The following is a 24,838-nucleotide window of genomic DNA, read 5'->3' as shown; positions in this document are numbered from 1 at the left end:
AGAACGAGCCATCGCCCCTCAGCGTTCCGTTCCCCACGGCTGCTCACAGTTCGTCGGATTGTCCGGCAACAAGCAGGCGGTTCTTGCCGAGAAAGCTGGTGAAGTCGTCGGCGAGCGCCGCGGCACCAACCGCGTTCAGGTGGTCCCTATCGCGGAACAGAGCCAGCCCGTTGCGCTTGGGCGAGCAAACATCCTGCGCTGGCGGACAAAGCACCTCGAAGCTGTCGTACACAAACAGGTTGTCGTGAGCCGCCGCTGCCGGTCGCAGCATGCCCAGGACCTCGTCCACATGTCCCGCAAGTTGCTCCCGATTGACCTCACAGGGGGATAACAGGACGCACGCATTGATCACGTCGAAGCCGAACATTGGCGGCGGTCCCATCACCACGACCTTCGCACCGCGCACCGCCACCTGCTGCGCAAGGGCGCCTACATCGTCCACCCATCGGTTCAGTCCAGGCAGCGGGGCATGCTCGCCCTGCCGGTTGAGCATCAGCCGCGAGACCAGCAGGATGTCTCCCGGCTGGAGCCGGTTGAGAATCTCATTGTAGATGCGCTGTCGCGGCTCGAACTCGTTGCCGCGGGTCATCGGGAAGGCGACATCCACCGTCTCGATCAGGTGAACCCCGACGCCGGTCCTCTTATGCAGGCTGCGCAACAGCCCCCGTAGATGACCCGCGTGGCTGTCCCCCAGTGTCCAGATCGTTGGCAGGCCGGCCGCCGTCGGCGGTACCGTGCACCGCTCGAACATGTCGGCGGTCAACGGCCGTTTCTTGGCATCCACGACGCAGTCAGACCCATCGGAACCCGCCAGCGCGACGAAGGCCGCGGGTATGTTTCTGGCCCCTAGCGTCTCGATGCCAAGCGTATTTCTCGCCACCAGCAATCCCAGCAGCAGCGTCGCGCAAACACCCGAGGCCGCCAGGCCGGCTCCGACGGTACGCCACTTCATCCCGCCCCAGGGCGCGTGCCGCAGCGGCCGTTCGATTAGTGTGTACGACAGCACCGACAACCCGAAGATGGCGAGGATCTGGAAGGGCACCGTCCACGGGTGGACGCCCACGACCCATCGGCTCAGGCTGAGCACGCTCCAGTGCCAGAGGTAGAGCGAGTATGAGATATTGCCGACATAGACCACCGCGGGGTGGGAGAGCACCGAGTAGGTCTTCCCGCCCGGATGCACGGAGGCCATAAGCCCGAGGGTCGTACCTACCACGCTGATCGTCACCAGCGCCTGCTGGTCGCGTGGCGCGAACAGCAGCGCCAGCGCTGCCCCGAGAAAAACCGGCGCCAGCGGCAGGGGCGCCTCGACGGCGCCCTGCTTGCGGCTACTCATCCATTCATAGAGCAGCGCACCCGCCGCCAATTCCCAAAACCGAGCCGGCATAGAAAAATAGGTCAGCTTCGCCGCCGGAGAGTTCGTGCCAACGACGAATGCGGCCAGCGAAGCGGCGGACAGCAGCAACATCGCGACTGGATAGATCCGCGTCCCGGCCCACCTAGACCTCAAGCCGATCCAGAACAGCACCGGAAAGACCAGATAGAACTGCTCCTCCACGCCCAGCGACCAGGTCTGAGCGAAGGCATTGAGGTCCGTCGATCGCGAGAAATAGTCGGTCTCCTCCAGTGCAAGCGTGATGTTGGAGATGCCGAACAGCGCCGCGCCGCCGGTACTCAGCGAGCTCATCGGGCTCGCGTCGACTGCAAGCACAAGGACACCGGTCAGCAACACGCAGGCGATGAGCGCGGGCAGGATCCGCTTCACCCGCCGGACATAAAAGTCCCGCAGGAACCCCGATAGGTTGGCCCCGCCATGGGCAGCCAGCGAACCGCTGATCACGTATCCGGAAATGACGAAGAAGATGTCGACCCCGAGAAATCCGCTCGGTAGCAAGTCGCGATTGAAGTGATGCACGATCACGGCGAGCACAGCGAACGCCCGCAGTCCGTCGATATCTGGCCGGTAGGCGGCAACCCCTCGCGCCGGCCCTTCAGCCAGCATTGTTCTGCCCTCTGCAAGAGATGCGCTCATCGCTTCCAACCGGAGTGCGGGTGGGCTGCAACGTGCCAGCAGTTGCTTGCGATTCTGTTGATGTGTGGGGTCGGCGCTTACCAATCGTTGTTGGCTTTACTGCTATGCCCCCACCAAAGGGGTAGTCGCGGTGGACAAGTCAGCAATTGCGAGGGCGCGAGGGATCGGCATTGTCGCGGTCGTCTACGGCCACGCTGCCCCCGGATACTGGATCCCCGTCTACCTCTTCCACATGCCCTTGTTCTTCCTGCTCGGCGGCCTGACCATCAGCCGCGAGCGCTCGTGGCGGCAGGTGCTGCGCTTTGTCCTCGTCGACATGTTGCTGTTCGCCGCCGCCGCGACCCTGTTCTACCAGCTGATAGCGCTCGCTCTCGATCCGCTCGTGCCCGTCTACCACCGCTTTGAGGGTCTCCAACTGAGCACCTTCACCACCGACATCCTCGTCTATACCGGCCATCACGTGAAATTCGCGCTGACCGCCTGGTTCCTCGTTGCCTATGCCGGGGCGACGTTGCTCTCCGAGCTGCTCATCCGCCTCGTCCCACCACGCCTTGAAACCCGCCTGCTGCCCTTCGCCGCCATCGCGCTGCTGGTGGTCGGGATCGAGGTGCTGGCGCCGCAGTTCCGCAACAATCCGGAGAGCTGGTACTTCAATCAGCTCTCGCAATATTGCGTCGGGTCGGCATTCATGCTGGTCGGCTACCTGCTGCAGCGCGCCGACCGCCTGCTGAAGCTGCTGTTCCACCCAGTCGCGCTGGTGGCTACGGCGGTGGCATTCACCGCTGCTGTCATCCTCGTGACACCGCGCGTCCCGACCATGGTTTTCAGCGATTATCCACGCGGGCTCGGGCTGTTCGTGCTCTTCAGCACGCTGGGCGTCGCCTGTACCCTGCAATTGGCCGCCGCTCTGAAGGCCCCATTACTGGCCTCGCTGGGGCGGGCCAGCAAACACGTGATGATGCACCACCTGTTCGTCTTCGCCCTGGTGAACTTCGCCTTCGTGGCGGCCGGCCTCATGACGCTCGAGCAGATCACCGGCGTCTACACCAAGTTCAACCTGCCCGCGACCTGGCTTGTCTACATCACCTTCGGCGTCGCGTTGCCCTGGCTCGGCATCGTTCTGTGGCACCGGCTGCGCAAACCCGCCCACCCGGTCCAGGCACCCGTCACGACCACCTGACCTACAGCTTTACCGCGAGCCCCGTCCGGATGCTTTCGTCCGCCGCGATGCAAATCCGGAGCGACTGCACGGCATCGTTCATGTGCCGGCTGAGGTCGATATTCTCGACAATCGCACGATACACATAATCCTGCTCCCGCGCGCAGAGCGCATCGTGATGCGGCTCGCCCTGCATCGAGATGTACTCGTCGGCCCGCGCAAATGCCCCATCGGCGCCCAGCTCCGCCCGGTGCACGCGGATCTGGTCGGTCCGGGTATGCGTATCGAGATCGTCCGATTTCGCGCCCGGCTCCATGACGATCGACACCGCGCCATTCGGGGTCATCACGTCCTTGATGAAGAACGCCGTCTCCGAGACCATCGGTCCCCAAGCCGCCTCGTACCAGCCACGCGAGCCATCCTCGAACAGCACCTGCAGCGCCCCATAGTTGTACATGTCCGGCGCAATCTCGTCCGACAGCCGCACCCCCATGCCGCGCACCTCGACCGGCCGCGCATCGGTGATCTGGCACATCACGTCCACATAGTGCACGCCGCAATCGACGATCGGCGATGTCGTCTCCATCAGCGTCTTGTGCGTCCGCCAGTTCTCCCCGCTCGATTGCTGGTTGAGGTTCAGCCGGAACGCATAGGGACCGCCGAGCTTCCGCGCTTCCTCGATGAAGCGGATCCAGCTCGGGTGATGCCGCAGGATATAGCCCACCACGAGCTTCCGCCCATTGGCCTGCGCGGCCGCAACCACCCGCTCGGCATCCGCCACTGTCATCGCCAGCGGCTTTTCTACGAACACGTGCGCGCCTTGTTCCAGCGCCATCACCGCGTAGTCGGCATGCGTGTCGGTATAGGTATTGACCGAAACCAGGTCCGGCTTCAGCTCCCGCAGCGCTCCGTCAAAGTCCGGCCGAACTGCGTAACCCGCCAGCTCCGACTCGAGCTTCGGCGCCCGCCGGTTCACCAGCCCGACAATCTCGAACCCCGGATGCCGATGATAAGCCAGCGCATGACTGCGCCCCATGTTGCCCAAGCCGGCGACGAGAACACGCACAGTCATTCTTCTTGGCTCCAAACACAGCTATCTCGGCGATCCTCCCCCGCGTGGCGGGGGAGAGGGACCATGCGAAGCATGGTGGAGGGGGCGGCCAGACTCACGATCTCACGCCATCCAGCCCGACATTCAACTCCACCGCCAAGCCCTCGATCCGCTCCGCCGATCCAGCCGCAAAGGCCGCCGGCATCCCATAATACCGGTGCGCCTCCAGCACCTCGTATCCCCCGAACGGATACTCGGCCGCCGGCGGAATATACCCAGGCACCCCATCGGCAAAGCTGTTGACGAAATGCACGCGCTTGCCGTCCCCGCGCACGTTCAGCGCCGATTGCGCGAACATCTCGCCCGGCATGAAGCTGAGCCGTACACCAGCCCAGTCCAGCACCGTCACCCGCCCGCTCCACGGCGAGGCAGGCTCCAACGCAATCGTCTGCGCCCAGTCGGCCCAGCAGTCGTAGAGCGTCGCCCAGGCGGGGTCCGATTCCCTCGCCTTGGCCCGCCATTCCGCCGCCAGCTGCGGGAGGGGCGCCGTCTCGTTGCGCACAAGATCGAGGCTCACCGTCCCGCTCGCCGCGTGAACCGGCCCGTCCAGCCGCATGAGCTTCGCCGCCGCGGCACTCTCGGCGATCCGCCGGCCTAGCCGCTCTGCTTCGGCATAGGTACGGTCCGGCGTCGGCGTTGTGCTGATCGAAGAATGCGGCGAATGCCCGGTGCTGATATCACCTGCACACCCGGTCATGAACACCGCTACGATACCCGGCTCGGCCACCTCCAGCGCCTCGCGCACATAGTGTGGAAAGTCGGCCGTGTACTGCCGGTTGTATGCGGCCAGCACCACTGGGTGGCACGCATGCGAGGTGAGAATGGCGATTGGCCGCCCATCCACCCCATCGATCCGCAGCACCGGCACCGCCGGATCGATCACCCCGCCTTCGTGCCGCCGGTTGAACGCAATCCCGGGATTGTCCCCAACCCCAGCCGAGAGGACAGCGGGCCGCTGCGCCGCGACGGCCCGGTCGATCGCCTCAACGCAGCCGTCCTCCAGCCGCGCGAAGTCCGTCCCGCCGCGACCAGCCATGCTCACCGGCCCGCCATGGGTATGCGTAGCGATCACCGAAACCCGGTCGTCCGGCAGCACGCAGCGTGACCGGATGCGCGCACAGCTGTCCTCGTGCAGGCCGATCACGTCGACTACCACGATGGCCGTGTCGCCGACCGCGATGGCCCGCGCCGTCAGCGGATCATGGCTGCCGGTCGCCGGCTCTGTCCGCGCGGCGTAGCCCGACATCATCAGCCCGGCAGGCGGCGTGATGTCGACGATCGCTGCACCGGCCAGCAACTGGGGCATATCCGTCATTTGTTTCTGCCCTGCGTGTGGTGGGATCGTCTGGCGATCGCCATTAATGCCAAAAACATACCACTTGTCGAGCGAGACCCTGCGAAAGTCGACGGGTTGAAGTCAGCTGGGCAAGGTGGGCAGGGAAGTAGCTTGCAGCTCTTGGGGTTGACCTTGCGGAGGTTACGAGAATCAGCTTGGTAAATGGTCTTTTATTGGTATTATACGACGATTATGGGACGCCAAGGGCTCGGCGCTGATCGATCAGCATTGGGTTGGTCCGGGACAGGCAATTGAGCAGCAACAGCAACGCCATTTTCAGCGCCGAAACCATCATCCTGCCGCAGGGCGGGCCGCTTTACCTGCAGCTGAAGCGTTGGATCGAGAACGCCGTCGCCCGTGGCGTCATCAAGCCCGGCGATGCGCTGCCATCCGAGCGCGATCTCGCCGCCAAGGTCGAGGTCTCCCGCGTCACCGTGCGGAAGGCCGTGCAGCACCTGGTGCGCGACGGCGTGCTGATCCAGCGCCACGGCTCGGGCACATTCGTCGCTCCGCAGCAGAGCCGTGTCGAGCAGTCGCTGAGCCAGCTCACCTCCTTCACCGAGGATATGGCGCGCCGCGGCATGGCCGTCCGCGCCATCTGGCTCGATCGCGGCATTTACGATCCATCGCCGGACGAAACCGTGATCCTCGGCCTGTCACCCGGCGAGCGCGTCGCCCGGGTCGCGCGCCTCCGCCTCTCCGGCGACATGCCGCTAGCAATCGAACGGGCGGCCCTCTCGTCGGAAACGCTGCCCGATCCTGGCATGGTCGGCTCGTCGCTCTATTCTCATCTCGACAAGACCGGCAACCGCCCGGTCCGAGCCATCCAGCGCATCCGCGCCGCCAATCTCGAGGAAGCCGACGCGCGTCTCCTCGAAATCCCCGTGGGCGCCGCCGCGCTCCACATCGAGCGTATCGCCTACCTTCCCTCCGGCAAGGTTGTGGAACTCACACGCTCGGTCTATCGCGGCGACACCTACGATTTCGTCGCCGAATTGAGAGTGGGGGAGTCCCCCCGCAAGTGAACCCGAAGCCGTGAGTGGAACCGTGACCAGACCCGACGCCAACGCCAGCTACATGCGCCAGGAAGTGGAGGAGACCCCGGCCGCCATCGCCCGTCTGCTCTCCGAGGGCAAAGCCGATTTCGCCGCCGCCGGCAAGGCCCTCCGCGCCGCCGACCCGACGGCCATCGTCACCATCGCCCGCGGTTCCTCCGACCACGCCTCGTCGTTCCTCAAGTACGCCATCGAGTTGCTCGCCGGCGTGCCGGTCGCTTCCGTCGGTCCCTCGATCGTCTCGATCTACGGCCGCGAGTTGAAGCTCAAGGGCACAGCCGCCATCGCCATCTCCCAGTCGGGCAAGAGCCCAGACATCGTCGGCATGACTCAGTCGGCCAAGAGGAATGGCGCGCTCACCTTCGCGCTGACCAACACGCCGGATTCGCCACTGGCGCAGGCGTCCGACCAGACCATCGCGCTCCGCTCGGGTGAAGAGAAGTCCGTCGCCGCCACCAAGACCTTCGTCGCCTCGGTTGTCGCCGGCCTCGGCCTCGTCGGAAACTGGTTGGAAGACAAGGCGCTGCTCGCGGCCCTGGAATCACTTCCTGAGGTACTCGAAGAGGCCGTCCACTGCGATTGGTCACCGCTGCTTGGCGCTCTCGACAAGCACCAGTCGCTCTATGTCCTGGGTCGCGGCCCGGCACTCGCCATCGCCAACGAGGCGGCGCTGAAGTTCAAGGAAACCTGTGGCATCCACGCCGAGGCATATAGCGCCGCCGAGGTCATCCACGGCCCGGCCCGCATCGTCGAGCACCACTTCCCGGTGCTGGCGCTCGCCGCCCGCGACGCCGCCGAAGCGTCTGTCGCCGAGGTCGCCGAGCGGCTGGCGGGGCAGGGCGCCCGCGTCTTCATCACCTCGATCAACGCCCGCAACGCCGAACGCCTCCCGTTCGCCGCGTCCGGCCACGCCATCACCGACGCCCTGGCCCTGATCGTCAGCTTCTACGGCTTCGTCGAAGCCCTAAGCCGTCGCCGCGGCTTCGACCCCGACCGCCCGCCGCACCTGAAGAAGGTGACGGAGACGATCTAGGGTTGGTTGGCGCAGGCCGCGCCACAGCACATCTCCCCACTGGCGGGGGAGAAAGTGAAAACTTGGGCTTGGCGCAGCTAAGTCCTTGGTTTTCACAAGAGAGGGGGTGCGGAGCCACCGAGGCCCCAACTCCTGCCCAAACCGGGCAGAGCCTGAATGAGAGCGTCTCCCTCCCCCTTGCGGGGAGGGGACAGGGGAGGGGGTACACTTCCCGCACCAGCCCATCGTCAATTGCCGAGCAGGAATCGCCCAATGACCACCAAACAAGCCTTCACCGGAGCCCGCATCTTCGACGGCGCCGAGTGGCACGACCACATGGCGCTGGTTGTCGCCGACGGCAAGGTCGAGGGCCTGATCGCCGCCGACTCGCCCACCGATGCCATCCGCGTCCCCGTCGATGGGGCCATGCTCGTCCCGGGCTTTCTCGACCTGCAGGTCAACGGCGCCGGCGGCGCGCTGCTCAACGATACGCCGACGCTCGATGCCATCCGCACCATCTGCGCGACGCTGACGCAGTTCGGCTGCACCGCCAGCCTGCCGACGCTGATCACCGACACCGTGCCCAAGAACGAGGCGGTCATCGCCGCCGGCGCCGCCGCCACCGAGCAGCACATCCCCGGCTTCCTCGGCCTCCACCTCGAGGGCCCGCACCTGTCGGTGGCGCGCAAGGGCGCCCACGATCCCAACCTGATCCGCCCGATGGACGAGTCGGACCTGCAGCGGCTGCTCGCCGCAAAGCGCGCGCTCCCGACTCTCCTAATTACCGTCGCCGCCGAAACCGTTGGTCCGGAGCAGATTTCCCGCCTCGCGGCAGCCGGCATCATCGTCAGCGTCGGCCATTCCGACGCCTCCTACGTGCAGGTCGCGGCCGCTGCCGAAGCCGGCGCGTCGATGGCAACGCACCTGTTCAACGCCCAGAGCCAGATCGGCAACCGCGAGCCGGGCGTCGTCGGCGCCGTGCTCGACCTGCCCGGGCTCGATGCCGGCCTCATCGCCGACGGCATCCACGTCCACCCGACATCGATCGGCATCGCGCTCCGTTCAAAGCGCGGCCCGGGCCAGATCTTCCTCGTCTCCGACGCCATGTCGATCACCGGCACCGACTGGACCCAGTTCGAGCTCACCGGCCGCACCGTCTATCGCAAGGACGGCGCCCTCCGCCTCGCCGACGGCACCCTCGCCGGCGCTGACCTCGCGATGATCGACGCCATCCGCTACGTCCACCAGACCATCGGCGTCCCGCTCGACGAGACGTTGCGCATGGCGAGCCTCTACCCCGCCCGCGCCATCCACGCCGAATCCGACCGCGGCCATCTGACCAAGGGCGCCCGCGGCGACTTCGCTGTGCTGACCGACGACCTCAAAGTCCGCTCCACCTGGATCGCCGGTGAGAAGGTGTTCGGCGCGTAGCGAAACGAAACCGGCCGCCCAGTGGACAGCCGGTTCGCAGTCAGGTTGGGCGGCCACTAGAACGAAAAGTTCAGGCCGACCTTGAAGGTGTGCAGAGCGATATCCGAGTTCGTCAGGAGGTACTGAGTATCGGCCGGGATATCGAACCGCTGCTCGTCGGAGGTGAGCGACGAGTAGAGATACTCCGCCTTTACCGAGATGTTGTCGTCGAGCGCTACTTCGGCGCCAACACCAGCCGTCCAGCCCGTCGCCGTGATATCGGCGCTCACGTCGTCGCCTGGGCCATCGAGATTGGTAATCGCCATGCTGCCGCCCGCGAACGCGAAACCGGCGGTGCCGTAGAGCAGCACCTGGTCCACCGCCACGCCTGCGCGACCACGCAGCGTGCCGAGCCAGTCAAGCTGGGAACTCGGGACAGACGCGAAGGGCGCGTTCTGCGGGTCAATTTCAGCGCCCTCGCCTGCAATGTTTGCCCACGAGATGTCTCCTTCGACGCCCAGGACGAACATATCGAGCTGAACATTGGCGCCCGCTTGGACGCCCACGGTCCAGCCGCTGATATCGAAGCTGCCGTCAGTACCGAAAAGGAAGGCGTCGGTGCCGGCGTCGTAAAAGTCTCCAGTCCAGTCGACCGTGCCGGTGCCAAAGCCGAGCGAGCCGCCTACATAGGCGCCGCTCCAGTCGTGCGCCGCCGGCGCTACCGCCACGGGCTCATCGATCACGACCAGGTCGGCTGCGTGTGCGGCCCCCGCCAAGGCAAGCGTCGAAACGGCAACCAGTAGTGCGCTAGTAATTTTCATTGTTGTCCCCCTCAAATTGCTGAGGACAATATCGTCGACCACGACAAACACAGCAATATCGACGGATCAATTGTCACGGGCTGGTGCGTGACTGCCACACAGCGCAATAGTGCGTAGCAAGTGGCTCGCCGAAATCAATCACCTAGGCATCCGCCTATCACGTGACGGTGAAAGCCACATTGCTTCCGCGCGCGACCGTCCACGCCGCACATGCAATCCACACAACGGCGGTTCACTTTCCGTTCATCGGCGTGGCTTACCCGCGGCCTATGTAAGGCATCGTCGTTGCCATCACCGTCATGAACTGCACATTCGCCTCGAGCGGCAGCCCGGCCATATAGAGAATCGCATCCACCACATGCTGCACGTCGAACGTCGGCTCCGGCTCCATCGTGCCGTTGGCCTGCAGCGATCCGGTGGTCATCCTGGCCGTCATGTCGGTGGCCGTATTGCCGATATCTATCTGCCCGCAAGCGATGCTAAAGGCCCGTCCGTCCAGCGAAATCGCCTTTGTCAGCCCGGTGATCGCATGCTTGGTGGCGCTGTAGGCCGCCGCCCCCGGTCGCGGCACATAGGCTGAGATCGAGCCGTTATTGATGATCCGCCCGCCCTGCGGCGTCTGGTCCCGCATCGCCCGGAACGCCTCCCGGGCCACATAGAACGCCCCGTTGAGGTTCACATCCACCATGCCCTGCCAGGTCCCGATGTCAGTATCCCCAAAGCTGGCTTGCGGCGCAAACCGCCCGGCATTGTTGAACACCACATCGACGCGACCCAATTTCGCTTTGAGATCAGTGAAGTAGCGGTGCACCGCCGCCGGGTCAGTGACGTCGCAAGTGCCGCTATACCGGGCGCCGCTGAGCCGCGCTGTCTCGGCCAGCTCCACCTCGCGCCGCCCCAGAATCGCCACCCGATACCCGGCTTTCCCCAACCCGATCGCCGTCGCGCGCCCAATCCCCGAGGTCGCGCCGGTCACCACCGCCACCTTGCCGTCTGTCATTTTTCGCTTTCCCGCCCTGTTTTGCCGTCATATGGACGACGACTTGCGGCATAGGCAAGGCAGTCCATTGGCAGAGATCCATGCCACCATCTAATCAAGCCCCGCCCAAAGGCGCGCAAGCTCGGACCGTCGAGGAGTTGGTGCGACGCGGCCTGGAACTGCATCAATCCGGCCGTGGCAGCGAGGCTGCAGAATTCTATTCCCGAGCAATGCAAATCGACCGGGATCACCCGGCGGCTAACCACTTGTTTGGCCTCGTGCAACTGCATCAGGGTCACGCCGAAGCAGCAGTGAGACACATCGCCATCGCGCTGGAGGCGAGGCCCGCCGATCCACAGTACCTGGCCAATATGGGAGTCGCGCTGACCAACGCAGGGCGCAATTTGGAAGCGCTAGGTGTCCTGAAGCGGTCCGTCTCACTCGATCCGCGGTTTGCTGAGGCGTACTCAAACCTCGGAATGACAAATCGACTGCTTGGCCGCTTTGATGATGCTGTGAGCGCCTACCGCCAAGCGGCTGCGCTGAAGCCTGGGGAAGCTGTCTTTCGCTACCATCTCGCGAATGCCTTGCGACTGGCAGGGGACCCAATAGAGGCGGAGTCGGCCTATCGTGCAGCACTAGAGCTGCGTCCCAGCTATGGGCAGGCATATGTTCGCCTAGCTTTCATGCTGATCGACCAAGGCCGAGCCGCTGAAGCGCTTGAATTGCTGGATCAAGCGTTGGTGCTTCTCCCTCACGATGCTGAGCTTCACCTCCAACGTTCGCGTGCACTCTACGCATTGGCAAAGCTCGACGAAGCCGTCGCCGGTTTTGATCAAGCTATTGCCTTAAGGCCCACCTACGGCGAGGCTCACCTCTATCGATCCACCACGGTGCGGCATCACAAGCGCGATGGATCAATAGACGCGATGGAGGAATTGTTCAGGTCGGAGAGTGCGACCGTCAGCGATCGGATATTTGCCGGATTTGGGCTGGGCAAGGCGCTGGCTGATGTCGGGGACCACCAAGGCTCCGTCATGACGTTTGTTGAAGCCAATAAGATGCAGAGGCAGCGTGTGCCCTTCTCGCTCGCTGACGAGGTTGGCTACATGCGGGCGGATGTAGATCGATTTCGAGACGTCGACGATGACCCAAGGATAGCGGGCTCGGGAGACGCTGGCCCCATTTTCGTCGTAGGCTTGCCTCGTGGCGGCAAGAGCACTCTGGAGCGGATACTCTCGGTTCATCCCTCACTCGCAGCCTCCGGCGAACTTCCGACCATGGGAAGACTGGCACGGCAACTGGTCCGCGACGCCAACGGCTTGCCGCTGTCTGAGATTTCCCCCGCTCGCTTCGCCGAAATGGGAAGAGCCTACATGCGTGAGGCCGAAAGGCTTGCTCCCCCGGGCAAACGAGTGATCGACACGATGCCGTCGAACTATCACCACATTGGCTTCATTCGGATGGCCCTGCCAAACGCCCGCATCGTCCACTGCGTAAGGCCTCGGGCTGAGCACTGCATTGCCATATTCGAGAAGTACCTCACAGGGACCGGCTTTGAGTACTCGAACGATCTGGACGATCTGTCGGCGTACTTCTCTGCCTATCGTCGAATGATGGGCGAGTGGCACTCACGCTTCCCGGGAGCCATCTGCGACGTCGACGTGGCTGGTCTTAGGGATGGCGACTGGAGCGCCACCAAAAGACTGCTGGATTTCTGCGGCATTGAGCCCGACGCCGCCAACGTCTCGAACGTGCAGTCCGAACCCCAGTATCAAGAATGGTCCCCCGAACGCGTCGCGGCCAATCGCACCGAGCACCTGGCTGCTTGGCGTCGGGTTCATCCGCAGCTTTGGGACTAAACCGGCCCGAGTCAGCGTACGGGTCGTTCACAACAGTTAAGGGTTGGTTTCCAAACCTGTGCTGAATCTGCAACAGCCGATCTGCAACCACCTTGGCGCTGCCCCAATTCAGCCATTCTGCGATTGCGCCTCCCCAACTCCTGCGTAGAGTGGGTAATGCGAATCCATGCATGGGATCGTTTGTCGGTCGCAAACGCGACGACAACACACACAAGAGTGTGGTCGCGTTTCGACAAACCGCCGGGCAACTGGCAAAAACGAATGACTGACTTTGGAGGTCAATAATGAAAATCAGGAGCCTTCTTCTGGGTTCTTTGGCGGTTGCGGGTCTCTCGACCGGCGGTGCCTACGCGGCCGATCTCGGCGTTCTGACGTCGCTTGACGTTTGCGACGCTCTGGGCCTGTCGGGTCTGACGATCTCGTCCGACACCAACTGCCTGCAGATCACCGGCGAAGTGAAGTACAAGTTCACCTGGGGTGACTTCGACAACGACTTCCTCGTTGACGTAGAGACCCTGGATCCGGGTCCGGTTGGTTTCATCTCGGGCGACGGTGCCAATGATTGGCGCTCGCGCTTCGATGCTTGGATCAAGTTCGTTGCTACCGCTGACTCCGACTTCGGTCCGGCCAAGGCCGTCCTGAAGCTCAAGGAAGTTGACGACGCTCGCGTCGACGACGAGGGCGTTCGCTACTACGGTGGCTCCACCACGAACGGTGACGACGACACTGCAGGTGGCGCCGTCATCCTGGACGAAGCCTATGTCTCCATTGGCGACACCACTGTCATCATGGCGGGCAAGAAGGGCTCGATCATGAAGAAGGGCGACGACGAGCCCCTGAACTGGCTCGGCCTGTTCAACTCTGAAGCTGTCGACACTGGTGTTAACTGGGGTGACGCTACCAATCTTCCTGATGGCGGTCACGTTATCCAGGTCGTTTCCGACCTTGGTAACGGCATCTCGATCGGTGCTGGTCTTGAGAAGCTCGACGAGGACAACACCACCGACGAAGCTGGTACCGCTGTTGGCGTGATCTCGTACGCTGGTGAAGGCATCTCGGCTCACGCCACGTTCGCGGCGGCCGGCGTGCTCGATGGCGATGTCGAAGCTTGGGGACTCCACGCTGGCTTCGCCGGTACCTTTGACATGTTCAAGGTCGTTCTTGCTGGTGCCTACGGTCACGATGACCAGTTCACTGGCGCTGTCGGTGACTCTACCGGCGACTACTGGAACGTCCTGGCTTCGGCTTCGGCAACGTTCGACATGTTCACGATCGCGGCCTCGTTCGAGGCGGTCGACGACGGCGTGTACACCGATTACGGCGCTGGCGCCTCCCTTAGCGCCGCTGTTACCGACGGCGTGACCCTGAACCTCGGCGCTCGCTGGTACCACGAAGACTTCGGTGACGACGACAACTACCAGGTCGCTGCTTCGGTCGCGGCTGCTGTCACCGAGACGATCACCGTCACCGGCGAAGTTGGCTACGTCAACGACGACGAAGGTGCAGTTGAGGACCTGTTCTACGGTTCGGCCAAGCTGGCTTGGGCTCCGGGTGGTGGTTACACCTCCTCGATCAAGGGCACGGTCACTTCGGAAGAGGGCTACAAGATCGAGTCCGAGTTCAAGAAGACCTTCGAGTAAGCCTTACGGCCCAAATCGGAATGGAAAGGCCCGGCGTCAGCCGGGCCTTTCTGCTTTTTGAGACGTTCACAATGTGGTCAGCCCCCGTTCATCTGGCCTCAATTATCCGTTCATCTGAGCATTCTGAAATCGTCAGTGGCGTTGTCGCACTTCTCCGATTCACTGATTGACGCTATGGCTCATCGTCGGCATGGCGCCGACGCAATTCTTCTTCCGGGGGCGGCATGAGCGGCATCTTTCTGCGCTGGGGTGTTCCAGCTTTCGTCACGGTGATCGGCGGCACGGTCGCCGCCATCGCGACGAGCGGCAGCGCCATCCCGCCGGATCTCGCCACACGCGCTGCAGCCGTCATCGCCGCACCCGAATACGACTGGGCCAAGCTCAGTTTCGACATGCGCGATGCGACGGTCACCGGCACAGCGACCACCCAGGCTATGATAGATGAGGTGGTTGCGAGGGTCGCGGCTGTGCATGGCGTCCGAGCGGTCACATCGAATGTCGTGTTGGCTGAGTATGTTAGCCCATTTCCCTTCATCGCCACGGTAGAAGGCGGCACGATTACCCTGTCCGGCGGTCTGCCCGACGAAGAGGCGCGCACCGAACTCCTGGCCGCAGCGGGAGAGGGTGCTCGCGACAAGACCCGGCTGATGTCGGGAGCGCCCAATCGTGCGAGTTGGATCGCCGCGGTCGACTACGCACTGGGCTATGCCACGCAGCTCGACGAAGGCGAGGTGGCACTGGCCGACCTCGATCTTACGATTACTGGACGTGCGAAGTCTGCCGAAGCCTACGACGCGCTCATGAAAGTTGGCGCGAAGGCGGCGCCGCCCGCCGTGAACGTGTCGTTCCGCGATGTACAGCCGGCACTGCAGTCGCCATTCGAGTGGCGCGCGGAATATGACGGGCGGCGGGTCACCCTGTCGGGTGCCACACCCAGCGAGCAGCTCGTTGCGGAGCTCGAAGCGCTTGTTCCGTCGGGCACGGGCGTCTCAACCAGCCTCGTCCTGGCCTCCGGGGCGCCGGCCGAGTTCGCGCCATCGGCGAAGGTGCTGTTGGAGAATCTGCTGAAGCTGGAGAGTGGTAGCGCCACAATCTCCGATACTACGTCAACGCTGTCGGGCTCCCCGGCGGACCCCGCTACGGCGGAGGCGGTGCGTGTGGCCATGACCCCCTCGGGCGCCACGGTCAACCTGGGGCCGCCGCATGTCGGGGAGTATTGGCTCAGCGCCGAGCGCGGTGCCGATGGCATCGTGCTGGATGGGTTTGTCCCGGACGCCGCCATGCGGGACCGGCTCGAGGCGCTGGACGGCATCGATGCGGCTGGCCTCGAGTTCGGACGGGGAGCACCCGAGCGGTTCGAGTCCGGCGTCGATTTCGTCATCAATGCGCTTCGGCAAATGAGCGAGGGTCATGCCGCGATCCAGGGTACGATCATCACGCTCGAAGGCCGGGCTGCGACCGTGGCGGATTTCACGGCGATCGAAACCACGCTCGAGCTCGGAGCGCCGCAAGGCCTGATCCTGGCCACCGCGACCGTCAAGCCGCCGCTCGCAACGCCCTTCACGTTCGCTGCCGAGAAATCGGCCGATGGCCAGCTGTCCTTGACGGGTTATGTCCCGAGCACGGCTGTTCGCAAGGTGCTGCTCGGCAAATTGCCCGCGGCGAAAGATGCGACGATCATCGCCGACGGCAACCCCGCCGATTTCGAGGCGGCGGCGATCAAGGCGCTCAGCGTCCTGCCGCTGCTCGATAGCGGCAAGGTCAGCTACGACGGGGCAAGCTGGAGCCTGACCGGCGCAGTGGATACGCCGCAGAAGGCCTTCGCGGCTGAGTCGGCCTTTGCCGACACCGGACTGCGCGCCGCAGGCTGGACCTACACCGTCAACCTGCCAGGGGCCGCGGATGTTGCCGCGCTTCCGGTTGTGGATCCTTACATCTGGCGTGCCCAGAAGTCGGCCAACGGCAGCATCACATTTGCAGGGTTCGTGCCGACCGAACAACTGAAGCGCTACCTCGCCGGCCATGCCGGCACGAGCGTCGTCGATGGGACGGCGCTTGGGGCCGGCGCGCCGGAAGGTTTCATTCCCGCAGCGATAGGCGGGCTCGATGCCCTGCTGGCGATGGACGAGGGCACATTCGCGCTTTCTGCGGGCAACTGGTCGCTGACCGGCAAAGTGCCGACCACCGCCGACCGTCACGGCGTCGAGAAGTCGCTCCGTGGCGCAGCAGATATCTCGGCTTGGCACGTGGCTATCCAGGCCGCGGATGCGGCTCCCGTTGTCGCGCCGTTTGTCTGGTCGGCGGTCAAGGCAGCCGACGGCAGCTTCACCCTGTCCGGCTATGTGCCAACCGAGCAGCTGCGCAGCTTCGCGACGGTGCGCGCGGGCAAGGTCAGCAAGGACACCACGCTGGTCGGTTCGGGCGAGCCGGAAGGGTTCATCGCCGATGCATTGGCGGGGCTCGACGCGTTGCTGAGCCTCGAAAGCGGCGAGGTCAAATACGACGGGAGCACGTGGTCGATTTCGGGCCAGCCGGTGACGACTGCTGCCCTTGAAGCTGCCAAGGCTGCCCTGGCGACGACCTCGAACGGTGGTGCCGGATGGAAGCAGGCGTTTGCCGAGCCGACCCAGCCCGCTTTGCCCGAGCCCGAGCCCGCCGTGGCCGAGCCGGTGCCTGCGGTCGCTGAGACGCCTGCTGAGGCCGAGCAGTCCGCGGAACCCGAGGTCGCGGTAGAGCCGGTGCCCGAGGCCGAAATTGCAGCGGCTCCCGCTGAGCAAGCGCCCGCAGCAGAGCCGGAGCCCGAAGCGGCGCCGGCGGAGACCGACGTCGCCGCAGCCGAGCCAGTTCCGGCCACGCCCGAGGTTGCGCCGACGGTTCGCAACTTCGTATTCGACGCCAAGAAGCCGCTCGGCGGGCCGATCACCTTCACCGGATCCGTGCCGGCCGAGCCGATGCGCCGGCACCTTGCGGTGATCACCGGTGGGGAGCCGTCTGAGGCTCTCACTATCGGTAGCGGCTTGCCCGCCGATTTCGTCGGCAGCGCCGATGCCGGCAGCCGCGCACTGGCGCTGCTCGCAGACGGCGAGTTCGGGCTGGACGGTGATAAGTGGGTGTTCGCAGGACGCGCCGAGACCGAAGCGGACCGGCAGGCTGCTCTCAGTGCCCTGGCTGCCGTGCCGACGCTGGACCAGTGGGAGACCAACGTGACGCTGCTACCGGCGCTCGCCGTCTGCCAGGAAAAGGTCGGAGCGTTTGCCGCTCGCAACGCCATCCTGTTCCAGTCGGGCAGCGCCCGGATCGCCGATCAATCGCTGCCGGCTGTCGATGAGCTGGCGGGCTATCTGGCCATCTGCCCGAAGGCGACCGTGAACGTCGAAGGACACACTGACGCCGACGGCGATGACGAGGCGAACCTGGCGCTCTCCGTCTCGCGCGCCGAGGCAGTGGTCGATGCGCTGATCCTGCGCGGTATTGGCCCCGAGCGCTTGTATGCCATCGGCTATGGCGAGAGCCTGCCGATTGCCAGCAATGAGACGCGCGCCGGCAAGCAGGCCAACCGCCGCATCGCCTTCACTCTCGCTGACGAGTAACGACCGCACGATGACCCTCGATTCGCTGATCTATCTGCTCGAAGTGTATTGGCCGTTCGTCCTCGGGGCGGGGGCGATCGGCCTGGGTACCGGCTGGCTGTCTGTCGGCGGACGGAAGGGCTGAGCTGCATGCTGAATCCGGCCCACATCCTTGAAATCGCGTTGCTTCTGCTGGTCGCCTTCCTGCTCGGCGCCAGCATCGGCTCCGTTGCGCGATTGGCTGTTCTGCGGCTGACCCACCCCAAGGTGACAGTGCCATCGCCGGTGGTGGGCGTCGCCCCCGTCGAGGCGGCGGCACCCGCACTGGTCGCTACTCCCGTGATCGAGCCGATGTCGAAGCCAGCAGCCCCGGCCGCACCAGCTGACACCCCGGCGGTCGATTTCACCGAGGCGTTGCTGGCCTTGGCCGGAGACAAACCCGGTAGCGCGGCCCCTCTGCGGGCGATCAGGATGCCGACCCTCGCACCGTTGCCCGGCACCGAGGCTGCCAAGCCGGTAGCAGAGATGGCGCCGGCGCGTGCCGCTGGCGCCACGACGTCCGGACGTCTGATTGCGCATCCGCACGTGGCGGCTGAGCCTGCGCGCACGGAGACAGCCAGCGGTGCCGGGGCGGACGTGATCCCGTTCCCGGTTGAGAAGCAGGTCGGCGAGAAGGCAGAAGAGCCGTCCGCTTCGGTGGCTGCGGAGCCGGAGCCTCAAGTCGAAGCTCCGGTCGAGCAGGTCCATGCCGTCGCGGAACCGGAGGTGGTGGTCGCCCAAGATCTTACCGATGTCCCTGAGATTCCGGGCACGCAAGCACAGGCCGTCGTCGCCGCGATCCCGGAGACTACGGCGGAGCCAGCGCCTACGATTGTTGCGCCGATTGCCGCCGAGCCGTCCGAGCCCGAGCTGGTGGCTGCTGCGCCCATTTCCGTTGAACAACCAGTCCCTGAGCCTGCCGCGCCGGATGCCGCTGCGGAGGATGATGAGGCGGCGGCTATGCGGGCTATCGAGGGCAACTGGTCGCCACGTCGGAGCACCGCCGGCAGGGCACGCAAAGCCGCGCTTCCGGAAACGTCCGGCGATGAAGCGGTTGCTGCATCCGGCGTTGCCGTTGACGCAGCCACTCTGGCGGTAAGCGCGACGATCATATCCGAGCCGGAAGAGATGCCGGGCAAGCCAATCGGCCTCGCCGCTCCCCGACACGGCGTGAAGGACGATTTGACTCATGTCATCGGTATCCTGCCGATCATCGAGACGGCGCTGAATCGGCTGGGGCTGTACCACTTCGATCAGGTGGCGGAGTTGACCGATGAGAACGCCGGCTGGATCGAGGTGCATCTTGGCATTGCCGGGCGGATAGGCCGCGAGCACTGGCGCGAGCAGTCACGGGAGCTTGCTGCGGCCGCGGCCACCTCAAAGAAGGCCGCGGGGCGGTAGGATCAAGGCGCCTTCGCTCGCCGCTTGACCAGCCGGCGCACGAATTCGGCGATCGGCCCGACATCCTCGGGCGTGTTGAGCAGGGCAGGGGACCCCGACCCCTCAATCACATAGCCCGCGGCATCACGGCGGCGGCGCAGCATTTCTTCGAACGTCTCACGCCGTACCTGCTCCGTCAGCTGCGTGCGCATCAGCATCAGCGGCGCACTTCCCAGGGCATCGTAGAGCTTCCACTGCGGCACGAGGATATCGTCGTGCTCGAACGCCTCGAGCAGGCCCATCAGGTGCGGATCGAAGAGCGCGTGGACCCGGTTGCGCTTGTCGAGATAGTGGGTCCGAGCCGCCAGCACATCCAGCAGCCCTTCCGTAGCGGCCGGGTAGTCTGGCGCCAGCATTCGGCGGGACATGGCGCGGAAACCCGCCTCGGAGCGGTTGCCCTGCAAATCCTTGAGGTTGTTGCGCAGTCGAACCAGGCCGCGCGGATCGGAGACCGGGCCGGCGTCGATCAGCACGGCGCCTGCGACCAGGTTGGGGCGCTCCGCAGCGAGCGCCATCACCACCTGGCCGCCATAGCCCTGGCCGACAAAGATGCCTCCGTCGACGGCGAGGGCAGCCATGACCTGGATCAGATCGAGCGCATCGACGGTCGAGATGTAACGCGACTTGTCCGTGCGATCGCTGGAGCGGCCGCGCCCCTTGAGGTCGACCAAGACCACCGGCCAGTCGTCGCCGAATACGCGGTGGAAATGGTTCGCGAAATCGCTGAAGTCCGTCATGTTGCGCTGGTAGCCGGGCACGCAGACCAGCGGGATGCGTCCCGTCGCGAGGCGACCCGAGACGTGCACCGCCATCAGCTCATCGGCCGGCCCGACCGCGTAGCGTGTCACCGGCAGGGTGGCGAAGCTGAGGTAGTCTTCGGGCGTGGTGCGCGGGCTGGAGAACATCATCGACAGAGAGATAGCAGACTTTCGAGGCACCCCAAGCAGGGCTGTGAGCTCTTCCACGTCTTGCTGTGTGGCTAGCCCGGGATCTTCCGGAGCGCGCTATCGATGCCGAGGTCGTCCTTGCCCAATCGGGCGCGGTAGACCAGGTAGTTGCCGAGCACCCGCTGCACGTATTTGCGGGTTTCCTGCACCGGGATCAGTTCCACCCAGACTACCGGGTCGATGGCATCCGAGCGCGGGTCGCCGAAGGTGGCGATCCACTTGCGGGCATTGCCGGCGCCGGCGTTGTAGGCGGCCGCGGCGAGGAGGAGCGAGCCGTCGAAGCGCTCGAGCTGCGCCTTGAGATAGGTCGAGCCGAGCAGGGCATTGTATTCGCCGTCGCTGGTGAGGCGGCTCGCTGAGTATTTGACCCCCAGCTTGCCTGCGGTTTCCTTGGCGGTAGCGGGCATCAGCTGCATGAGGCCGCGGGCGCCAGCTGACGATATGGCGTCGACCTGGAAGCGGCTTTCCTGGCGGGTGATCGCGTAGATGGCGGCATGGTCCATCGAGGCGAGCTTGGTGCTGGGCAAGCCGTCCTTGGGGAAGTTGAACAGATCCAGCGGCGTGCCGCGGCGTTCGGCAGCGTCCGCGATGGCGATGGCCACGTGATGCGAGCCGAGTGCCTGCGCCAGGCGGGCGGCGAGCAGCATGCTGGCGCCGTCCTCGAGACCGGGGGCAAAGCTGTCGAGCAGCGGGATCGCCATGTCCTTGTGGCCGTTATCGGCAAGGAGGCGGACCGCGCGCACCAGCTCGCGGCTCTCGAAGCCGGCCTCGGCTTCCTTCCAGGCTGGCATGTCGCGGATCTCGACGGGCTTGAGGCCGAGCGCGGAGCGGGCCAGCTGGCCGTAGTAGATGGTGCCGTAGGCGGCGGCTCTGCCGTAGGCGGCCTTGGCGCCTTTGTCGTCGCCGAGCGCCGTCAGGGCACGGCCCAGCCAGTAGTTGGCCTGGGTGACGGAGTCGGGCAGGGTGGCATTTTCGGCCATCGCCGCGAAGTGCGGGGCGGCGGCCTTGGCGTCGCGGAGGAACGACAGGGCGATCCAGCCGGCATGGAAATGCGCTTCCACCAGCCGGCCGTCCGGACCTTCGCGATATCCGTCGGCGGCGCGATAGGCCCGCTTCACTTCGCCCAGCGCCAGCAGCTGGCGGCTCAGGGTGCGGCGTTCGTACCAGAATTCCTCGGAATCGGGTGGGACGCCCTTGGCCTTGTCGAGCCACTTGATGGCGTCGTCCCACAGTTCGAATTGCCGGGCGCGCTGGGCGCGGCTGAACAGGTAGACCGGGTTCGAGTGCATCGACGGATCGACCGCGTCGAGCAGCTTCTTGGCGGTCTTGGCGTTGCGGGAAACGGCGTTGCGGGCGAGGGCCAGCGACTTCTGCGCCGGGGTCATGAACTTGAGCAGGCGTTCGACGCCGGTGGCGCGGTCGTGCATCATCAGGTGGACGGCACGGGCCCAGTGCGCATCGCGATCGATGAGGCTGCCGAGCTTGTCGAGCACCCGGGCCTCGGTGGCCTTGTCGAGGAAGTTCTCGGTCCAGATGGCGCGGGCGATGCGCGCCGCGCGGTCCTTCTGGCCATCGGCGACATAGGCCTGGGCAAGAGCGATCTGCGCGGACAGCGTGGTGGGCATGGCGCCGCCGAGCTGCTTGATTAGCGTCGCGTTGTCGGCCTTTTCCCTGATCAGCGCCTGCTCGAGACGGGTCTTGAACACGGGGGCGGTGGCGAAATCCGGTGCGTCGGCAATGAAGCTCTGAACTGCGGCGGCGGGAACATCGCCTTCGCCGTTATAGATCGCGGCCCACTGGATGGCGTGACGCTCGGCCGTGTTGGTGAAGCTGCGGGCGAGCTCATAGGCGTCGGCATGCTTGCCGTCGGCGAGGAGTTCGAGGGCCTGCTTGAACGGGGTCGAGCTGTCGGTGGTGGCGGCGGGCACCTTGGCTTCGATCGAGCCGGTGGTGACGGGGTCGAGCAGCGACGCTTCAACGGCGGGCTGCAGGGCATGGCGCGCAACCGGCACGACGATGTCGGCAGTGGGCTTGTCGTTGGCGCGTGACAACAGGATCGGCAGCAATGCAGCGCCGATCACGCCTACGGCGAGAATACCTGCGGCGGCTAGGCGACGAGCGCCCCGCGCAACGACCATGGTAACCGTCCTGTTGGTCCTCGGTACACGTCCAACAAGGTGCCCCCACCCTTGCAGCAGCCATAGGTTCGCACGGTGCCCGTGAACTTTTGGTTAGCCACTCGGTCCTTGTGGGTGTGCGTCGCGCCCTCTGTCGACAGCTTGCTTGTCGCGCCGCACGAGAAAAACTATGGTGCGCGACTGTGGCTCCCCGATGATCGGGATGTGGCCACATTCTGGCCAGCGATGTAGTCGATTGGCCGTTCATCACAGCCGCGACCGCCAGGGGCGGCGCCCATACCGACGAGGAATTGCCTGAAATGTTGCGAGGCTCGATCACAGCGCTCATCACTCCGTTCGCGAACGGGGCGCTGGACGAGAAAGCCTTCAGCCATTTCGTCGACTGGCAAATCAACGAGGGTTCGCACGGCCTTGTGCCGGTCGGCACCACCGGCGAGAGCCCGACCGTGAGTCACGAGGAGCACCGCCGGGTCATCGAAATCTGCGTCGAAGTGACGGCCAAGCGCGTTCCGGTGATCGCCGGCGCGGGCTCGAACTCGACGGCGGAGGCAGTGTCGCTCGCCCGCTTTGCCGAGGAAGTCGGCGCCGATGCGGTGCTCTCGGTCGTGCCGTACTACAACAAGCCGACCCAGGAGGGGATGTTCCAGCACTTCTCCGCCGTGGCTTCGGCGACCTCGCTGCCGATCGTTCTCTACTCCGTCCCCGGCCGGACCGTGGTCGACCTGAGCGTCGACACCATCGTCCGCCTGCGCGAAGCTCATCCCAACATCATCGGGGTGAAGGACGCCACGGCGAACATGGAACGCGCCAGCATGCAGCGAATGCGGCTCGGCGCCGATTTCATCCTGCTCTCGGGCGAGGACATGACGGCGCTCGGCTTTAACGCGCATGGCGGGCACGGCTGCATTTCGGTGACGTCGAACGTCGCGCCGCGGCTCAGCGCGTTGTTCCAGAATGCCTGCCAGCAGGGCAACTTCGCCGAGGCGCTGGCGCTCCAGGACAAGCTGGTGCCGCTGCACCGCGCGCTGTTCCTCGAGAACAATCCCGGCGGCGTGAAGTACGCGGCCTTCAAGCTCGGGCTCTGCCAGAACGAGTTCCGCCTGCCAGTGGTGCCGGTGTCGAGGGACAACGAGAAGGCGATCGATCTCGCCTTGTCGCATGCGGGGTTGCTCCCCAACTAACTCCCTATGGCAAAGACACCCAACAAACCGGCGATGATCGTCACCGGCCCGATCGCGGAGAACCGCAGGGCCCGGTATGACTATGAGATCACCGACACGCTCGAGGCCGGTATCGTCCTGACCGGCACCGAGGTGAAGTCGCTGCGCATCGGCAAGGCCCAGATCACCGAGGCCTACGCCTCGCCGGAGCGCGGCGAGTTGTGGCTGATCAACGCGCATATCCCGGAATACCTGCAGGCCAACCGCTTCAACCATGAGGAGAAGCGGCCGCGGAAACTGCTGGTGAAGAAGAAGGACCTGGCCCGACTGAGCCAGGACGTCGAGCGTGCGGGCAACACCATCGTGCCGATGAAGCTCTATTTCAACGAGCAGGGCCGGGCGAAGCTGCTGATCGGCGTCGGCAAGGGCAAGAAGAGCTTCGACAAGCGCGAGACCGAGCGCAATCGGGATTGGAACCGCGATAAGTCGCGCATCATGAAAGAGGGCGGGCGCGGGTAGAAGACTGCGGGCGCTTGCATAAGCTCCACCCTCACCGGCCGTCATCCCGGCGAAAGCCGGGACCCAGTTACAGCACGTTCCAATTGCTCGGAACTCGCCGACCTTGCCACCTCGCCGCGAAAGACCGGCGCGGCCCGTACCAACACAGCCGTCTGAGCAGTGGGTCCCGGCTTTTGCCGAGATGACGGCTGGTGCGGTGGAGTGACTGAGGCACACTGATGCATCCGACAGCCCCAAGGGCTTCGGAGGTTTCAAAGAGCTCTTCCCCGTGATCGAGGAAGACGAAGCGGGACCGGCGAGGCGTTTGCCCCGTAGCGGTAGTCCGCAAATGAATGAGGCTCACGCCTCGCCGGCCGGCCGGGATTTTGGGCCTATGCCACCAGTGCCGGGGCGCATCCCCTGCCGCATCGCGGGAACGATGGCAGCTCAGTCGGCGGCCGGATCACCTGCACCCCCTTCCTTGCTCCCGCCCGGCTCATGCGTGCCAGGCTTCGTCCCTTGGGCCACTCCGCATCGAGCAACCCTCGCGTGATAGCGGCTTGACCGGCGAACCGGTCCTTGCCGTGATGGTTTCCGCCTGAACTGCAGCGACCCGCAGCCCACCCGGTC

Annotated in this window: 17 protein-coding genes; 10 read left to right on the top strand and 7 right to left on the bottom strand. The window is 65.0% G+C overall.

The window, feature by feature from the left end; all coding sequences use genetic code 11:
- Positions 1 to 43 precede the first annotated feature (43 nt).
- Entirely contained in the window at positions 44 to 2,002 is a 1,959-nt protein-coding gene (locus AC1DWU_RS17200; RefSeq protein WP_477151228.1) for an acyltransferase family protein, read from the bottom strand.
- 160 nt (positions 2,003 to 2,162) lie between these two features.
- Here AC1DWU_RS17200 and AC1DWU_RS17195 point away from each other — a divergent pair, with 160 nt between their 5' ends.
- Positions 2,163 to 3,212, top strand: a complete 1,050-nt coding sequence (locus AC1DWU_RS17195; RefSeq protein ID WP_477151227.1) for an acyltransferase family protein — start codon at positions 2,163 to 2,165, stop codon at positions 3,210 to 3,212.
- 1 nt (position 3,213) lies between these two features.
- Here AC1DWU_RS17195 and AC1DWU_RS17190 read toward each other — a convergent pair whose 3' ends face one another.
- Together AC1DWU_RS17190 and AC1DWU_RS17185 are read right to left on the bottom strand one after the other, a co-directional pair.
- Positions 3,214 to 4,263, bottom strand: a complete 1,050-nt coding sequence (locus tag AC1DWU_RS17190) for a Gfo/Idh/MocA family protein (RefSeq protein WP_477151226.1) — start codon at positions 4,261 to 4,263, stop codon at positions 3,214 to 3,216.
- A gap of 94 nt (positions 4,264 to 4,357) precedes the next feature.
- On the bottom strand, positions 4,358 to 5,617 hold the full coding sequence (locus AC1DWU_RS17185; RefSeq protein WP_477151225.1) for an alkaline ceramidase: 1,260 nt from the start codon (positions 5,615 to 5,617) through the stop codon (positions 4,358 to 4,360).
- Positions 5,618 to 5,889: 272 nt separating this feature from the next.
- On the opposite strand from AC1DWU_RS17185, the gene AC1DWU_RS17180 reads away from it, so the two are divergent.
- The 3 genes from AC1DWU_RS17180 to nagA all read left to right on the top strand — a co-directional run bounded on the left by AC1DWU_RS17180 (position 5,890) and on the right by nagA (position 9,136).
- Positions 5,890 to 6,663: a GntR family transcriptional regulator gene (locus tag AC1DWU_RS17180; RefSeq protein ID WP_477151224.1), complete on the top strand. Its 774-nt coding sequence runs from the start codon at positions 5,890 to 5,892 to the stop codon at positions 6,661 to 6,663.
- Between the two features lie 52 nt (positions 6,664 to 6,715).
- The gene (locus tag AC1DWU_RS17175; RefSeq protein WP_477151376.1) at positions 6,716 to 7,726 is read left to right on the top strand and encodes an SIS domain-containing protein; all 1,011 of its coding nucleotides are present in this window, start codon (positions 6,716 to 6,718) and stop codon (positions 7,724 to 7,726) included.
- Between the two features lie 252 nt (positions 7,727 to 7,978).
- Complete coding sequence (gene nagA, locus AC1DWU_RS17170) at positions 7,979 to 9,136, top strand: N-acetylglucosamine-6-phosphate deacetylase (protein ID WP_477151223.1); 1,158 nt, start codon at positions 7,979 to 7,981, stop codon at positions 9,134 to 9,136.
- 56 nt (positions 9,137 to 9,192) lie between these two features.
- Here nagA and AC1DWU_RS17165 read toward each other — a convergent pair whose 3' ends face one another.
- Positions 9,193 to 9,936, bottom strand: coding sequence for an outer membrane protein (locus AC1DWU_RS17165; RefSeq protein ID WP_477151222.1), 744 nt, complete (start codon positions 9,934 to 9,936; stop codon positions 9,193 to 9,195).
- Between the two features lie 256 nt (positions 9,937 to 10,192).
- A complete protein-coding gene (locus AC1DWU_RS17160) occupies positions 10,193 to 10,936 on the bottom strand; it encodes an SDR family oxidoreductase (protein WP_477151221.1) in 744 nt (247 codons plus the stop codon).
- Positions 10,937 to 11,076: 140 nt separating this feature from the next.
- Between AC1DWU_RS17160 and AC1DWU_RS17155 the strand changes: the two genes are divergently transcribed.
- From AC1DWU_RS17155 to AC1DWU_RS17140, 4 genes are all read left to right on the top strand, one after another.
- Positions 11,077 to 12,777, top strand: coding sequence for a tetratricopeptide repeat-containing sulfotransferase family protein (locus tag AC1DWU_RS17155; protein ID WP_477151220.1), 1,701 nt, complete (start codon positions 11,077 to 11,079; stop codon positions 12,775 to 12,777).
- 284 nt (positions 12,778 to 13,061) lie between these two features.
- The gene (locus AC1DWU_RS17150) at positions 13,062 to 14,417 is read left to right on the top strand and encodes a porin family protein (protein WP_477151219.1); all 1,356 of its coding nucleotides are present in this window, start codon (positions 13,062 to 13,064) and stop codon (positions 14,415 to 14,417) included.
- Between the two features lie 224 nt (positions 14,418 to 14,641).
- The gene (locus AC1DWU_RS17145; protein WP_477151218.1) at positions 14,642 to 18,007 is read left to right on the top strand and encodes an OmpA family protein; all 3,366 of its coding nucleotides are present in this window, start codon (positions 14,642 to 14,644) and stop codon (positions 18,005 to 18,007) included.
- Positions 18,008 to 18,136: 129 nt separating this feature from the next.
- On the top strand, positions 18,137 to 19,426 hold the full coding sequence (locus tag AC1DWU_RS17140; protein ID WP_477151217.1) for a hypothetical protein: 1,290 nt from the start codon (positions 18,137 to 18,139) through the stop codon (positions 19,424 to 19,426).
- A gap of 2 nt (positions 19,427 to 19,428) precedes the next feature.
- Here the strand turns inward: AC1DWU_RS17140 and AC1DWU_RS17135 are convergent, their stop codons facing one another.
- Together AC1DWU_RS17135 and AC1DWU_RS17130 are read right to left on the bottom strand one after the other, a co-directional pair.
- Positions 19,429 to 20,430, bottom strand: a complete 1,002-nt coding sequence (locus AC1DWU_RS17135; RefSeq protein WP_477151216.1) for an alpha/beta fold hydrolase — start codon at positions 20,428 to 20,430, stop codon at positions 19,429 to 19,431.
- A gap of 14 nt (positions 20,431 to 20,444) precedes the next feature.
- On the bottom strand, positions 20,445 to 22,550 hold the full coding sequence (locus AC1DWU_RS17130) for a lytic transglycosylase domain-containing protein (protein WP_477151215.1): 2,106 nt from the start codon (positions 22,548 to 22,550) through the stop codon (positions 20,445 to 20,447).
- Between the two features lie 299 nt (positions 22,551 to 22,849).
- On the opposite strand from AC1DWU_RS17130, the gene dapA reads away from it, so the two are divergent.
- Both dapA and smpB read left to right on the top strand, forming a co-directional pair.
- The gene (dapA, locus tag AC1DWU_RS17125; RefSeq protein ID WP_477151214.1) at positions 22,850 to 23,731 is read left to right on the top strand and encodes a 4-hydroxy-tetrahydrodipicolinate synthase; all 882 of its coding nucleotides are present in this window, start codon (positions 22,850 to 22,852) and stop codon (positions 23,729 to 23,731) included.
- A gap of 33 nt (positions 23,732 to 23,764) precedes the next feature.
- The gene (gene smpB / locus AC1DWU_RS17120; protein WP_477151375.1) at positions 23,765 to 24,229 is read left to right on the top strand and encodes an SsrA-binding protein SmpB; all 465 of its coding nucleotides are present in this window, start codon (positions 23,765 to 23,767) and stop codon (positions 24,227 to 24,229) included.
- Positions 24,230 to 24,838: the final 609 nt, after the last annotated feature.

The sequence above is a fragment of the Devosia sp. P2_G7 genome, assembly GCF_056403495.1.
Note: the sequence above shows the minus strand (reverse complement) of the source record. Positions and strands in the feature narration are given on the sequence as shown.

What these genes read in the sequence shown, in the direction of transcription:
- AC1DWU_RS17150 (WP_477151219.1), top strand. Translation starts at nt 13,062, where the DNA reads ATGAAAATCAGGAGCCTTCTTCTGGGTTCTTTGGCGGTTGCGGGTCTC.
- AC1DWU_RS17160 (WP_477151221.1), bottom strand. Translation starts at nt 10,936, where the DNA reads ATGACAGACGGCAAGGTGGCGGTGGTGACCGGCGCGACCTCGGGGATT.
- AC1DWU_RS17200 (WP_477151228.1), bottom strand. Translation starts at nt 2,002, where the DNA reads ATGCTGGCTGAAGGGCCGGCGCGAGGGGTTGCCGCCTACCGGCCAGAT.
- dapA (WP_477151214.1), top strand. Translation starts at nt 22,850, where the DNA reads ATGTTGCGAGGCTCGATCACAGCGCTCATCACTCCGTTCGCGAACGGG.
- AC1DWU_RS17140 (WP_477151217.1), top strand. Translation starts at nt 18,137, where the DNA reads ATGCTGAATCCGGCCCACATCCTTGAAATCGCGTTGCTTCTGCTGGTC.
- smpB (WP_477151375.1), top strand. Translation starts at nt 23,765, where the DNA reads ATGATCGTCACCGGCCCGATCGCGGAGAACCGCAGGGCCCGGTATGAC.
- AC1DWU_RS17145 (WP_477151218.1), top strand. Translation starts at nt 14,642, where the DNA reads ATGAGCGGCATCTTTCTGCGCTGGGGTGTTCCAGCTTTCGTCACGGTG.
- AC1DWU_RS17165 (WP_477151222.1), bottom strand. Translation starts at nt 9,936, where the DNA reads ATGAAAATTACTAGCGCACTACTGGTTGCCGTTTCGACGCTTGCCTTG.
- AC1DWU_RS17130 (WP_477151215.1), bottom strand. Translation starts at nt 22,550, where the DNA reads ATGGTCGTTGCGCGGGGCGCTCGTCGCCTAGCCGCCGCAGGTATTCTC.
- AC1DWU_RS17190 (WP_477151226.1), bottom strand. Translation starts at nt 4,263, where the DNA reads ATGACTGTGCGTGTTCTCGTCGCCGGCTTGGGCAACATGGGGCGCAGT.
- AC1DWU_RS17175 (WP_477151376.1), top strand. Translation starts at nt 6,716, where the DNA reads ATGCGCCAGGAAGTGGAGGAGACCCCGGCCGCCATCGCCCGTCTGCTC.
- nagA (WP_477151223.1), top strand. Translation starts at nt 7,979, where the DNA reads ATGACCACCAAACAAGCCTTCACCGGAGCCCGCATCTTCGACGGCGCC.
- AC1DWU_RS17185 (WP_477151225.1), bottom strand. Translation starts at nt 5,617, where the DNA reads ATGACGGATATGCCCCAGTTGCTGGCCGGTGCAGCGATCGTCGACATC.